The 13088-nt window shown below is 72.8% G+C and carries 12 protein-coding genes and 1 pseudogene; 10 read left to right on the top strand and 3 right to left on the bottom strand.

All coding sequences use genetic code 11. From position 1 onward, the window contains the following. Positions 1-114: 114 nt before the first annotated feature. The gene (locus tag C1I93_RS11445) at positions 115-1986 is read left to right on the top strand and encodes an ABC transporter ATP-binding protein (RefSeq protein ID WP_181445124.1); all 1872 of its coding nucleotides are present in this window, start codon (positions 115-117) and stop codon (positions 1984-1986) included. Then, on the top strand, positions 1983-3758 hold the full coding sequence (locus C1I93_RS11440; RefSeq protein ID WP_111243233.1) for an ABC transporter ATP-binding protein: 1776 nt from the start codon (positions 1983-1985) through the stop codon (positions 3756-3758). Before C1I93_RS11445 ends, C1I93_RS11440 begins: the two co-directional genes overlap by 4 nt. A 101-nt stretch (positions 3759-3859) precedes the next feature. Here the strand turns inward: C1I93_RS11440 and C1I93_RS11435 are convergent, their stop codons facing one another. Continuing rightward, positions 3860-4615: an ABC transporter permease gene (locus tag C1I93_RS11435; RefSeq protein ID WP_111243232.1), complete on the bottom strand. Its 756-nt coding sequence runs from the start codon at positions 4613-4615 to the stop codon at positions 3860-3862. Then, positions 4615-5364 carry an ABC transporter ATP-binding protein gene (locus C1I93_RS11430; protein ID WP_111243231.1) on the bottom strand — a complete coding sequence of 250 codons (750 nt, stop codon included), beginning with the start codon at positions 5362-5364 and terminating at the stop codon, positions 4615-4617. Before C1I93_RS11430 ends, C1I93_RS11435 begins: the two co-directional genes overlap by 1 nt. Positions 5365-5451: 87 nt before the next feature. Between C1I93_RS11430 and C1I93_RS11425 the strand changes: the two genes are divergently transcribed. From C1I93_RS11425 to C1I93_RS11410, 5 genes and pseudogenes are all read left to right on the top strand, one after another. Beyond that, positions 5452-5844 (top strand): MerR family transcriptional regulator, encoded by a 393-nt coding sequence (locus tag C1I93_RS11425; RefSeq protein WP_111243251.1) that lies wholly within the window; start codon positions 5452-5454, stop codon positions 5842-5844. A gap of 133 nt (positions 5845-5977) precedes the next feature. After that, positions 5978-6661, top strand: a pseudogene (locus C1I93_RS32915) (nucleotidyltransferase domain-containing protein); the annotation flags it as partial. Positions 6662-6832: 171 nt separating this feature from the next. Continuing rightward, the gene (hisI, locus tag C1I93_RS32405; protein WP_111243250.1) at positions 6833-7261 is read left to right on the top strand and encodes a phosphoribosyl-AMP cyclohydrolase; all 429 of its coding nucleotides are present in this window, start codon (positions 6833-6835) and stop codon (positions 7259-7261) included. 25 nt (positions 7262-7286) lie between these two features. Next, complete coding sequence (locus C1I93_RS11415) at positions 7287-8840, top strand: anthranilate synthase component I (RefSeq protein ID WP_111243230.1); 1554 nt, start codon at positions 7287-7289, stop codon at positions 8838-8840. 114 nt (positions 8841-8954) lie between these two features. Then, positions 8955-9548 carry a Trp biosynthesis-associated membrane protein gene (locus C1I93_RS11410; RefSeq protein WP_258378276.1) on the top strand — a complete coding sequence of 198 codons (594 nt, stop codon included), beginning with the start codon at positions 8955-8957 and terminating at the stop codon, positions 9546-9548. Here the strand turns inward: C1I93_RS11410 and C1I93_RS11405 are convergent. Continuing rightward, entirely contained in the window at positions 9541-9792 is a 252-nt protein-coding gene (locus C1I93_RS11405) for a hypothetical protein (RefSeq protein ID WP_111243249.1), read from the bottom strand. The genes C1I93_RS11410 and C1I93_RS11405 overlap by 8 nt on opposite strands. A 441-nt stretch (positions 9793-10233) precedes the next feature. On the opposite strand from C1I93_RS11405, the gene trpC reads away from it, so the two are divergent. The 3 genes from trpC to trpA all read left to right on the top strand — a co-directional run. Beyond that, positions 10234-11037 (top strand): indole-3-glycerol phosphate synthase TrpC, encoded by an 804-nt coding sequence (gene trpC / locus C1I93_RS11400; RefSeq protein ID WP_181445126.1) that lies wholly within the window; start codon positions 10234-10236, stop codon positions 11035-11037. 35 nt (positions 11038-11072) lie between these two features. Further along, on the top strand, positions 11073-12314 hold the full coding sequence (trpB, locus tag C1I93_RS11395; RefSeq protein WP_111243228.1) for a tryptophan synthase subunit beta: 1242 nt from the start codon (positions 11073-11075) through the stop codon (positions 12312-12314). Then, the coding region (gene trpA, locus C1I93_RS11390; protein ID WP_111243247.1) for a tryptophan synthase subunit alpha at positions 12311-13088 on the top strand (778 nt) is incomplete at its 3' end. The genes trpB and trpA, both read left to right, overlap by 4 nt.

Below are 13088 nucleotides of genomic sequence, written 5' to 3'. Positions count from 1 at the left end.
ATCGTATGCCGTAACGGCAGGGCGTGACGTCGGACATATGGTCGCGGGTCGGCGGAATCGGCGGCCAACGGTAAGGATGAGGGAGGATGACGGCAGCTTACGGCGGGGGAGAGAGTGGCGAGCGGGACTAGTCGGGACGTGCTCGGGCGCGGGCTGGCCGTGTTGGGGCGGGCCATCCGGGAGCAGCCGCGCATCTTCGCGGTCGCGGTGACAGGCAGCGTGCTCTTCAGCCTGATGGTGGTGGCCAGCGCGTTCGTGGTCGGCCGAGTGGTCGGCGAGGTGGTGGTGCCGGCGGTCGCCAGCGGGTCGGTCGGCACGGGCGCGCTCACCCTGGCGGCCACGGCGCTCTTCGGCATCAGTGTGCTGCGGGTGGTGGGCATCTTTGGCCGCCGCCTCGGCGCGGGCTACATGCAGTACCGGCTCCAGGCCGACTACCGGCGGCGGGTCACCCGTCGCTACCTGGAGCTGCCGCTGTCCTGGCACCACCGGCACGCCACCGGCACCCTGCTGTCCAACGCGAACTCCGACGTGGAGGCGGCCTGGCATCCGGTCGCCCCGCTGCCCTTCGCCGTCGGCACGCTGGTGATGCTGGTCGGCGCGGTGGCGGCGCTCTTCGTCACCGACTGGGCGCTCGCCCTGGTCGGCCTGGCGGTGTTCCCGGCACTCTTCGCGCTCAACGTGGCCTACTCCCGCCGGATGGCACCGCGTCAGGCCCGCGCCCAACGGCTGCGGGCCGAGGTCAGCGGCATCGCCCACGAGAGCTTCGACGGCGCCCTGGTGATCAAGACGATGGGCCGGGAGGCCCAGGAGACCATCCGGTTCGGCGAGCGCGCCGGCCAGTTGCGCGACGCGCTGATCTCCGTCGGCCGGCTCCGTGGCATCTTCGACCCGATGCTGGAGACCCTGCCCAGCCTCGGCACCCTCGCCGTGCTCGTGGTGGGCGCGTACCGGCTGCGGCAGGGTGCCATCGACGTGGCGGAGCTGGTGAGCGTCGCTTTCCTCTTCACCGTGCTGGCCTTCCCGGTGCGGGCCATCGGCTGGGTGCTGGCCGAGCTGCCGCGCAGCGTCGCCGGCTGGGACCGGATCCGCAGGGTGCTCGACGCCACCGGCGAGATGCCGTACGGCGACACCCGCCTGGACGCCGCGTCGTCCGCGCCGGCCACACTCACCTTCACCGACGTCGGCTTCACGTACGAACCGGCCGAGGCGCACCTGCCCGGCGCACAGGTGCTCGGCGAGGTCTCCTTCACCGTGCCGGCCGGCCGGACGGTGGCGCTGGTCGGGGCGACCGGAGCCGGCAAGTCCACCGTCGCGGCGCTGGCGGTCCGGCTGATGGACCCCCACTCCGGCACCGTCCGCATCGACGGCGTGGACGTGCGGGAGTTGGCCGCGGACTCGCTCGCCGCCACCGCCGCGCTGGTGGCCCAGGTGCCGTTCATTTTCGACGACACCGTCCGGGCCAACGTCTCGTTGGACCGCCCGGGTGTCGACGACGAGGCCGTCTGGGCCGCGTTGCGGCTGGCCGAGGCGGACGGTTTCGTCGCCGCCCTCCCCGACGGGCTGGACACCATGGTCGGTGAGCGGGGCACCTCCCTCTCCGGTGGCCAGCGGCAACGACTCACCCTGGCCCGGGCGCTGGCCGGGCGGCCCCGGTTGCTGGTGCTCGACGACGCCACGAGCGCGGTCGACCCCCGGGTGGAGGCCGCCATCCTGGCCGGGCTGCGCGCGACGGAGACCGGCGGGCCGGGGGCGTCGATCCTGGTGGTGGCCTACCGCCGGGCCACCATCGCGCTCGCCGACGAGGTGATCTATCTGGAGCAGGGCCGGGTGGTGGCGCGCGGCACCCACAGCACCCTGCTGGCCACCGTGCCCGGCTACGCCGACCTGGTCACCGCCTACGAGCAGGCCGAGGTCGACCCCGACCGGCAGCCGACGTACGACGAGGTCACGCCCCTGACCTCCAGCACCCTGGAGGTGGACCAGTGAGCGCGAGGAACGCAGCGCAGCGGGAGGAGACGACCTGGCGGACGCTGCGGCGTGGCCTGGCGCTCTCCCCGGAGCTGCGGACCGGGCTGGCCGGCACACTGGGCCTGGCGCTCGTCTACATGATCGGCCGGGTGGCCGTGCCGGTGGCCGTGCAGCAGGGCATCGACCGCGGCATCGCCGGCGGGTTGAACTTCGAGGCGCTCTTCATTGTCGTGGCGATCACCGCCGGTGTGCTGGTGGTGACCACTGCCTGCGGCTATCTGATGATGCGCCGGCTGTTCACGGTCAGCGAGACCGCGCTGGCCGGGGTGCGGATCCGGGCCTTCCGGCACGTGCACGACCTGTCCATGCTGCACCAGCAGTCCGAGCGGCGCGGCTCGCTGGTCTCCCGGGTCACCAGCGATGTCGACCAGATCACCCAGTTCCTCCAGTGGGGTGGGGTGATCCTGCTGGTCAACCTCGGGCAGCTGGCAGTCACCACGGCGGTGATGCTTGCCTACTCCTGGCAGCTGACGCTGGTGGTCTACGCGGCCTTCGTACCGGCGGTCTTCGTGATCCGGCTGCTCCAGCGCCGGCTCGCCGCCGCGTACGGCGTGGTGCGGCAGCGCACCGGCGCGTTGCTGGGGGCGGTCGGCGAGAGCGTGGTCGGCGCGCCGGTGATCCGCGCGTACGGCGTGGCGGGACGGACCGCGCGGCGGCTCGACGAGGCGATCCACAGCCAGCAGCGAGCCCAGCAGAAGGCGATCCGGATCAGCATCCTGGGCAGCTCCGTCGGCGAGCTGGCTGCGGGGGCCGCGTTGGCCGGGGTGGTGGTGCTCGGGGTGTTTCTCGGTGCCGACCGGACGCTGAGCATCGGTGAGATCACCGCGTTCCTGTTCCTGGTGACGCTCTTCATCCAGCCGGTGCAGATCGCCACCGAGGTGCTCAACGAGGCGCAGAACGCGATCGCCGGCTGGCGGCGGGTGCTGGACGTGCTGGACGTGTCGCCGGACGTGGCGGACCCGGGCCCGCAGGGGCGTGAGCTGCCCGCCGGCCCGCTGGACATCCGCTTCGCGCATGTCGACTACGCCTATCCGGGCGGCTCGACGGTGCTGCACGAGGTCAACCTGGAGATCCCGGCGAAGAGCCGGGTGGCGGTGGTCGGTGAGACAGGTAGCGGCAAGACCACCTTCGCCAAGCTGCTCACCCGGCTGATGGATCCGACCGCCGGCGCGGTGCTGCTCTCCGGGGTGCCGCTGACCGAGGTCCGGTTCGACTCGTTGCGCTCCCGGGTGGTCATGGTGCCGCAGGACGGCTTCCTGTTCGACGCCACCGTCGCCGACAACGTCCGCTTCGCCCGGCCGGAGCTGACCGACGAGCAGCTCACCGCCGCCTTCACTGAGCTGGGGCTGGCCGACTGGCTGGCCGGGTTGCCGGCCGGGCTGGCCACCGGGGTGGGGGAACGCGGTGAGGCGTTGAGCGTGGGGGAGCGGCAGCTCGTCGCGCTGGCCCGGGCGTACGTGGCCGATCCCGACCTGCTGGTGCTGGACGAGGCGACGAGCGCGGTGGACCCGGCCACCGAGGTACGCCTGCAACGGACCCTGGACGCGGTGACCCGGGGCCGCACCACCCTCGCCATCGCACACCGGCTCTCCACCGCGCAGAGCGCCGACGAGGTGATCGTGGTGGACCGGGGCCGGATCGTCCAGCGCGGCCCGCACGAGGAACTGATCCGCGAGCCCGACTCCGTCTACGCCCTGCTCTACGCCTCCTGGCTGGAACAAACCCGCTGACGTGCAAGGAGGGGCCCCCTGTTAACGCCTGATGTAGTAAAGGGGCCCCTTCTTAACAAAAAGGCCCTGCGCCGTGACCCGTCATCCTCGTAGCGGGTGTCTCAGCTGCTGCGCCGACGCAGGGTGGCGGCGGCGAGCAGCAGCGCCAGCACCGCCGCGCCGGCGACGATCGCCACGTCGCGCCACATCGTCGCGGTCGGTTCGACGTGCGCGCCGACCTCCTGTAACGCTTCCACGGCGTACGTCAGGGGCAGCGCGTCGCTTATCGCCTGCAACCAGCCGGCCATCTGGTCGCGCGGCACGAAGAGCCCGCAGAGCAGCAGTTGCGGCGCGACCACGACCGGCATGAACTGCACGGCCTGAAACTCGGTGCGGGCGAAGGCGCTGCAGAGCAGGCCGAGCGCGACGGCGAGCACCGCGTTCAACGCCGCGATCATGATCACCAGACCGCTGCTGCCGGCGGTCTCCAGACCGAACACCCAGTACGCCACCGCCGAGGCGACACCTGCCTGCACCGCACCGGCCAGCCCGAAGGCGATGCCGTAGCCGAAGAGCAGGTCGGCCTTGGCCAGCGGTGTGGTGAGCAGTCGTTCCAGCGTGCCGCTGGTGCGCTCGCGGAGCATGGCGATGCTGGTGACCAGGAACATGACGGTGAAGGGGAAGAAACCGAGCATCACCAGTGCGACCTGGTCGAAGGTGGACGGCTGGCCGGGTGGGGTGGGCTGGTCGACGTACATGTAGTAGACCAGGGTGAGCAGCGCGGTGGGCACCACCAGCAGCAGGGTGATCGTCCGCCGGTCGTGGCGCAGCTGGCGCAGGATCCGGCCGACGGTGACGAGAAGAATCCGCAGGTTCATCAGGCACCCCCGCCGCCACCATCAGGACCGCCGCCACCGGCCTCGCCCGCTCTGATCAGCCGCAGGAACGCCTCGTCGAGGTCGTCGACGCCGGCGGCGGCCCGGATCGCGGCCGGGGTGTCGTCGGCGATCAGCCGGCCCTCGCGGATGAGCAGCAGCCGGTCGCAACGGGCCGCCTCGTCCATCACGTGGCTGGAGACCAGCAGGGTGGTGCCGGTCGCGGCAAGGGCGTGGAACTGGGCCCAGAGGTCGGCCCGTAGCACCGGATCCTGGCCGACTGTGGGCTCGTCGAGCACGATCAGCTCCGGTTCGCCGACGAGTGCGCAGGCCAGTGACGCGCGGCTGCGCTGGCCGCCGGAGAGCGTGGCGACGAGTTGCCCGGCCGCCGACGCCAGCCCGACGTCGCGTACCGCTTGGTCGGCCTCGGCCCGGCCGCGGCCCTGCAGCGCGGCGAAGTAGCGGACGTTCTCCCGGACGGTCAGGTCGGCGTAGACGCTCGGGGCCTGGGTGAGGTAGCCCACCCGGTGGCGTAACTGTGCCGAGCCGGCCGGCGCACCGAGCACCGTGACCGTGCCGGCCGTGATCACCTGGACCCCGACGATCGCGCGCATCAGTGTCGTCTTGCCGCTTCCGCTGGGCCCGAGCAGCCCGGTGACCGAGCCGCGGGGCACCCCGGCGTCGATCCCGTGCAGCACCCGTCGGCCGCCCCGGTCCACGACCAGGCCGCGGACGGCGATCGTCTCCTCCATCGCCCCTCCAGCATCTCGACAGTAGACGGGTCCGCGCCGGTGTGGAACGGGGTCGCGCGGATCCGCGGCGGCTGGGACGCTGTGCGGATGGACATCCGTACGCGGGAGCGGACCTTCGCGGTCAGCGAGGCGGCCGACCGGGTCGGTCTGAGCACGTACACCCTGCGGTGGTACGAACAGGAGGGGCTGGTCGCCCCGGTCGGACGCGACTCGGCCGGCCGGCGCCGCTACACCCAGCACGACGTGAACTGGTTGCTGCTGCTCACCCGGCTGCGTCGCACCGGCATGCCGATACGCGACATGCGCCGCTATGTCGAGCTGGCCCGGCAGGGCGAGAGCACCCTCGGCGCGCGGCGGGCGCTGTTCGAGGAGCACCGGGAGCGGGTGCTGCGGCAGATGGCCGAGTTGACCGAGGATCTCGAGGCGCTCGATTTCAAGATCGACCTCTACCGCCAGGCCGAGCTGGGTCACGCCTCATAGCGGAAAGCCGGACATCCCCGGAAGCGGTCACTAACGGGTCACATACCCATACCACGCCCACTGAGTTCCGGACCGGACACCAGGTCCGTCACCGGTCATTGCCACCGAATCGGGCGTACGGCACGATGGCGCAGTGGATCACGCTCAGTCACCGGACAGCGGTTTTTTCGACGACTGGGCCGCCCGGCTGCGGGCGTCCACCGACCGGCCCGTGGTGGGCATCCTGCTGCGCGGTAGCCACGCCCGCCGGGCCGCCACCGCCCACAGCGACGTCGACGTGGACGTGCTGGTCGGCGGAGCCCCGTACGCGGCCCGCCGGGCGTACCTCGCGGAGCACTCCGGTCGGCTGACCCACGTCTCGGTGGCCGCCCGCGACGTCCGCTCCTGGGTGACCCGGTTGGGTGAACCCGCCGACTGGGCATTCGGCCTGCCCGTGACGGCGCCGGTTCGGCTGATCTGGGCGGACCCGCACTGGCGGGACCGGATCGACCTGCCGGTGCTCTGCCAGCCGGCGGACGAACCCCGGCTGGAGGAGTTGATCGCCACCCTCGGCAAGGTGGCGTCGGCCCGTGACGCCGACGACCCGCTCGGGGCTCGCCTGGCCGCCGCCGACCTGGCCCGGCTCTGCCCCTCGGTGCTGCGGCTGGCGAACCCCTCGGTGCGGGTGGTGTCCCGCCGGTCGGCGTTCGCCGCCGCCCTCGACCTGCCGGTCGCGCCGGCCGGGTACCGCGAGGACATGCTGCGCTGCCTCGGGCTGCGACCCGGCTCGACCGATCAGGTGTGGGCGGCGGCGGCCCGCCTGGTGGCCGGCACCATTCCGCTGATCCGCCCGTACGCCGCCGAGGCGGCCCAGGTGGCCGGCCCGGACCTGGCCGACGCCCTGCTCGACGGCCGGTTGGAGAGGTACGTCACCCAGCTGGGCACGCCGTCGTCCGCCAGCCGGGAGCCCACTGGGGTGCCGGCGCCGCGTGCGCGACAATGGCTCACTGTGCCCGTACCTGACGCGCCGGTGACCGGCGCCCACCGCGAAACGCCGGAGCCCCCCGGCGGCGATCGGCCGTCCCGGCTCGATCCGGCGATCGCCGCCCGACTGCGGCGTACCCCGGACGGCCTGGTGGCCGCCGTGGTCCGCCAGCACGACAGCGGCGAGGTGCTGATGGTGGCCTGGATGGACGACGAGGCGTTGCACCGCACCCTGACCACCGGTCGGGCCACCTACTGGTCACGCAGCCGGCGTGAGTACTGGGTCAAGGGCGCGACCTCCGGCCACCACCAGTACGTCCGCTCGGTGGCGCTCGACTGCGACGGCGACGCCGTGCTGGTCAGCGTCGACCAGGTTGGTGCCGCATGTCACACCGGGCACCGCACCTGCTTCTTCACCGAACTCCCGGTGTCCTCCGGCGAGGTGGCGTCGTGATCACGCGACCGGAGGGGGCGCCGGCATGAGTGACGGCATGGTGAGCCCGGATCTGACCACCTTCACCGAGTTGGCCGCGCGCTGGCGGGTGGTGCCGGTGACCCGGCGGCTGCTCGCCGACGCGGAAACCCCGGTCGGGGTCTACCGCAAGCTGGCCGGTGGCCCCGGGACCTTCCTGCTGGAGTCGGCCGAGCAGGGCGTGGGCTCCTCCGGGGTGTCCTGGTCGCGGTATTCCTTCGTCGGCGTACGCAGCAGCGCCACCCTTGTCGAACGCGACGGCGTCGCGGCCTGGCTCGGTACGCCGCCGGCTGGGCTGCCGACCACCGGCGACCCGGTCGCGGTGCTGCGGGAGACGGTGGCGACGCTGGCCGGCCCGCCGGCTGATCCGGAGGCCGCGTTGCCCCCGCTGACCGGGGGCATGGTCGGTTACCTCGGGTACGACCTGATCCGCCGGTTCGAGCGGTTGCCCACCCTCACCGAGGACGACCTGCACCTGCCCGAGTTGGGCATGATGCTCGCCACCGACCTGGTGGTGCTGGACCACTTCGACGGTTCGGCGATCCTGGTCGCCAACGCGATCCTGCCGCCACCGCAGGAGCCGGGCCGGGCGGCCATGGTGACCGCCGCCTACCACCACGCGGTGGGCCGGCTGGACGCGATGACCACCGCCCTGTCCCGGCCCATCCCGCCGATGGTCGCCACGGTCCACCGGCGGTCCGCCGGTGAGGTGCGCAGTCGTACGCCGGACGGCGGCTACCCGAAGGCGGTGGAGGCGGCCAAGGAGGCGATCCGGGCCGGCGAGTGTTTCCAGATCGTGCTCGCCCAGCGCTTCGAGCGCGACACCGACGCCGACCCGCTGGACGTCTACCGGGTGCTGCGCACCACGAATCCCAGCCCCTACATGTACCTGCTGCGCTTCGACGGGTTCGACATCGTCGGCTCCTCGCCGGAGGCACACCTCAAGGTGACAGGTGAGGCCGACGGTGAACGGCGGGCGCTGCTGCACCCGATCGCCGGCACCCGCCCGCGCGGCGCGACGCCCGAGGCCGACGCCCGGCTCGCCGCCGAGCTGCTCGCCGACCCCAAGGAGCGGGCCGAGCACGTGATGCTCGTCGACCTGGGTCGTAACGACCTGGGCCGGGTCTGCCGACCGGGCACCGTCGAGGTGCCGGAGTTCGCCACCATCGAGCGGTACAGCCATGTGATGCACATCGTGTCGACGGTGGTCGGCACGCTGCGCGCGGACCGCACCGCCTTCGACGCGCTCGCCGCGACGTTTCCCGCGGGCACCCTGTCGGGGGCGCCGAAGGTCCGCGCCATGGAGATCATCGAAGAGCTGGAGCCGGTACGCCGCGGCCTGTACGGCGGCACCGTGGGCTACTTCGGCTTCGGCGGTGACCTCGACATGGCCATCGCGATCCGTACCGCGCTGATCCGGGCCGGTCGGGCGTACGTGCAGGCCGGCGCGGGCGTGGTGGCCGACTCCGACCCGGCCGCCGAGGACCAGGAGACCCGGAACAAGGCCGCCGCGGTGCTGGCGGCCATCGCCGCCGCCGAAACCCTCCGGCCGGCCCGGTGAGCGCGAGGAACGCAGCGCAGCGGAGTCCCGCAGTCGCGAACGAAAGGCCAGCTCGGTGAGCGCGAGGAACGCAGCGCAGCGGAGTCCCGCAGTCGCGAACGAAAGGCCGGCCCGGTGAGCGCGACGGCCGATCCGACTTCCACCCCGTCCGCCGGTGGCGGGCGGGCGGTGGCGGGCCGGCGCGAGTTGGCGTACGCCGTGCTGCTCTGCCTGGCCGGCGCGGGCCTGGCGGCCTGGATGGCGACGCTTGCCTGGGAATCGGGCGAGATCGTCCGCCGGGACCCGATGCTGGGGGTGACCGAGGGACGCACCGGGGCGCAGTTGCTGCCCTGGCTGTCGGCGCTGGCGCTGGTCGGGCTGGCCGGCGGGGGCGCGGTGCTGGCGACCCGGGGCCGGCTGCGTCGGCTGCTGGGTGGGCTGCTGGCGCTGCTCGGGCTGGTGCTGGCGGCCGGCGGCGGCTACGGCCTCTTCGCCGACCTCGGCGGCCGGACCGTCTGGCAACCGCCGGCGCTCTGCCTGCTCGGCGGGGTGCTGGTCGCGGCGGGCGGGCTGCTGACCGCGCTGCGCGGCCACCGGTGGCCGGCGATGGGCGCCCGGTACGAGCGGGCAGCGAACCGGCCGGCCGCTGCGGGTGGCCCGATCGGCGGGGGCGGCACCGTCGACGCGTGGGACGCGCTGGACCGGGGTGAGGACCCGACGGTCAGCTGACCGGCTGCCGGGTGCGGGCCCGGGCCGCGGCCAGCTCCGCCACCAGCTGGTCCAGGGCGGCCCGCTGGTCGGCGCGGGCCCGGTCGGCGCAGATGGCCTCCCAGGCGTTGCCCTGCGCGGTACGCATCCGGTCCGGCCCGATCATGGCGCGTTCCAGGGTGTGTACGACACCGACGGCGAGCGACGCGACGGTCCGCGAGATGGTGGTGAGTCCGATGGTCTGGTGCGGCGCGGAGGAGCTCATGGTCACCCCGGAGAGGATCGGCGTGGTAGTGGGGCAGGCGCGTCGTCGAGTCTGCCCGAGAAAGATGCTGCGCGACTCGCGTTTCGTGGTGATGACTGCCTCGTCAACTCTCCGGCAGGCCGCCTGAGCAGGCAAAGAGTCCTTCGTCCTTGAGCAAGCTCACAGCATCGACGCCGGTCATGCCGGTCGGTCGGCGGGGCGGTCGGAGGGAGTCGACATAAGTGGCTGTCGATGGCGCGGTGACGTAGAGTCACAGCGTGTTTGCGCAAGTCGGCCATTATGCCGCAGTCCATTTCGTGAGGAGCGCCATACCCCCGGCGCTCGGTGCCAGGTAGAGCCCCCTAGCATCGGCCCATGACACCCGGAGAGGGGAGTCCGTTGGTGACTGCTGAGCATGCGCACGCGGAGGATGGCGGGGCCGCCCCGGCGGCGTCCACCGGTGTGCTCGACGAGATCCTGGCCGGCGTCCGGGAGGACGTGGCCCGGCGGCAGGAGCAGGTTCCGCTGGAGCGGATCCGCGAACTGGCCGCTGCCGCCGCGCCGCCGTTGGACGCGTACGCGGCGCTGCGTCGCCCAGGCGTGGCCGTCATCGCCGAGGTGAAGCGCTCCTCGCCGTCCAAGGGCAAGCTGGCCGAGATCATCGACCCGGCGGAGCTGGCGGGCGAGTACGCCGCCGGCGGTGCGCGGGCGATCAGCGTACTCACCGAGGGGCGCTGGTTCGGCGGCTCGCTCGACGATCTCGCGGCCGTGCGGGCCGCGGTGAACATCCCGGTGCTGCGCAAGGACTTCGTGGTCTCCAGCTATCAGGTGCACGAGGCCCGCGCGCACGGCGCCGACCTGGTGCTGCTGATCGTCGCCGCGCTGGAGCAGAACGTCCTCGTCGGGTTGCTGGAGCGGATCGAGTCGCTGGGCATGACCGCGCTGGTCGAGGTGCACGACGAGGAGGAGACCGACCGGGCCCTGGAGGCCGGTGCGCAGGTGATCGGGGTCAACGCCCGGAATCTGCGTACCCTTGAGGTCGACCGCTCGGTGTTCGAGCGGATCGCGCCCGGCCTGCCGAGCAACGTGGTCAAGATCGCCGAGTCCGGCGTACGCGGCCCGCACGACCTGATCCGGTACGCCTCGGCCGGTGCCGACGCGGTGCTCGTCGGTGAGGGCCTGGTCACCCAGAAGAGTCCCCGCGAGGCAGTGGCCGCACTGGTGAACGCGGGCAACCATCCCGCGACGCCTCGCCCGGTGCGCTGACGCGCGCCGGTCCCACCCGAAGGAGAGAGTCCGGCATGAGCGCTGACGCGCTGGCCGCCTCGGCGGCGCGGTTTCCCGACGCGGCCGGCCACTTCGGCCGTTTCGGCGGCCGGTTCGTGCCGGAGGCGCTGGTCGCCGCACTCGACGAGTTGGACGCCGCCCACCGGGCGGCAATGACCGACGAGGAGTTCCGGGCCGAGTTCGACGCCCTGCTGCGCGACTACGCCGGCACCCCGTCCCTGCTGTACGAGGCCCGTCGGTTCTCCGCCCGGGCCGGTGCCCGGGTGCTGCTCAAGCGGGAGGACCTCAACCACACCGGGGCGCACAAGGTGCGCAACGTCCTCGGGCAGGCGTTGCTGACCCGGCGGATGGGCAAGAAGCGGGTGATCGCCGAGACCGGCGCCGGTCAGCACGGTGTCGCCACCGCCACCGCCGCCGCCCTGTTCGACCTGGACTGCGTGGTCTACATGGGCCAGGTCGACACCGAGCGGCAGGCGCTGAACGTGGCCCGGATGCGGATGCTCGGCGCGACGGTCGTACCTGTCACGAACGGCTCGCGGACCCTCAAGGACGCGATGAACGAGGCGATGAGGGACTGGGTCGCCAACGTCGACGACACGCACTACCTGATCGGCACCGCCGCCGGGCCGCACCCGTTCCCGGCGCTGGTCCGCGACTTCGTCCGCGGCATCGGCGACGAGGCGCGGGCGCAGTGCCTGGAACTCACCGGTGGGCTGCCGGACGCCGTCACCGCCTGCGTCGGCGGCGGCTCCAACGCCTTGGGCATTTTCCACGCCTTCACCGGCGACCCGCAGGTGCGGCTCTACGGCTTCGAGGCCGGCGGCGAGGGCGTCGCCACCGGGCGGCACGCGGCAAGCATCACCGGCGGCTCCGCCGGAGTGCTGCACGGCACCCGCACCTACGTGCTCCAGGACGCCGACGGCCAGACGCAGGAGTCGCACTCGATCTCCGCCGGGCTGGACTACCCCGGGGTCGGGCCGGAGCACGCCTGGCTGCACGACACCGGCCGGGCCAGCTACCGCCCGGTCACCGACGCTGACGCGATGGCCGCGTTCGAGCTGCTGTGCCGCACCGAGGGGATCATCCCGGCGATCGAGAGCGCACACGCCCTCGCCGGCACCCTGGCCGTGGCCGGTGAGCTCACCGCCGAGCTGGGCCGGGAGCCCACCATCGTGGTCAACCTCTCCGGTCGCGGCGACAAGGACGTGCACACCGCCGGTGCGTACTTCGGCATCCTGGACAGGGAGTCAGCGTGAGCGGGCCTCAGCATGCTGCCGGCGCCAGCCGGATCGGGGTGGCGTTCGACAAGGCCCGCGCGGACGGCCGGGCGGTGCTGGTCGGCTGCATGCCGGCCGGGTTCCCCACTGTCGAGGGCAGCATCGCGGCGATGAAGACGATGGTCGACGCGGGCGTCGACGTGATCGAGGTGGAGATCCCGTACTCCGATCCGGTGATGGACGGCCCGGTCATCCAGCGGGCCAGTGACATGGCCCTGGCTGGCGGCGTACGCACCCGGGACACGTTGCGGATCATCGAGGCGGTCGCGGCCACCGGCGCGCAGGTGGTCACGATGACCTACTGGAACCCGATCGAGCGCTACGGCGTGGACGCGTTCGCCCGGGACCTCGCCGCGGCCGGCGGCACCGGGCTGATCACTCCGGATCTGATCCCGGAGGAGGCGGAGGAGTGGCTGGCCGCCTCGGACGCGTACGGGCTGGACCGCACCTTCCTGGTGGCGCCCTCCTCCACCGACGAGCGGCTGGCGATGACGGTAGGGCACTGCCGCGGCTTCGTCTACGCCACCGCGCTGATGGGAGTCACCGGCGCGCGTGCCGAGGTCTCGCAGGCGGCGCCGGTGCTGGTGTCCCGGCTCCGGCAGGTCACCGACCTGCCGGTCGGTGTCGGGCTGGGGGTCGGCACCGGGGCGCAGGCCGCCGCCGTCGCCGGCTACGCCGACGCGGTGATCGTCGGCAGCGCCCTGATCCGCTGCCTGCTCGACGAACCCGACTTCCCCACCGCCCTCGCCGCCC

Origin of the sequence: Micromonospora endophytica (assembly GCF_003236305.1) — a bacterium.
GTDB lineage: Bacteria > Actinomycetota > Actinomycetes > Mycobacteriales > Micromonosporaceae > Micromonospora > Micromonospora endophytica.
Note: the sequence above shows the minus strand (reverse complement) of the source record. Positions and strands in the feature narration are given on the sequence as shown.

Coding starts and splice junctions, on each gene's coding strand:
- C1I93_RS11430 (WP_111243231.1), bottom strand. CDS start 5,364: ATGGAGGAGACGATCGCCGTCCGCGGCCTGGTCGTGGACCGGGGCGGC.
- C1I93_RS11435 (WP_111243232.1), bottom strand. CDS start 4,615: ATGAACCTGCGGATTCTTCTCGTCACCGTCGGCCGGATCCTGCGCCAG.
- trpB (WP_111243228.1), top strand. CDS start 11,073: ATGAGCGCTGACGCGCTGGCCGCCTCGGCGGCGCGGTTTCCCGACGCG.
- C1I93_RS11405 (WP_111243249.1), bottom strand. CDS start 9,792: ATGAGCTCCTCCGCGCCGCACCAGACCATCGGACTCACCACCATCTCG.
- C1I93_RS11415 (WP_111243230.1), top strand. CDS start 7,287: ATGAGTGACGGCATGGTGAGCCCGGATCTGACCACCTTCACCGAGTTG.
- C1I93_RS11425 (WP_111243251.1), top strand. CDS start 5,452: ATGGACATCCGTACGCGGGAGCGGACCTTCGCGGTCAGCGAGGCGGCC.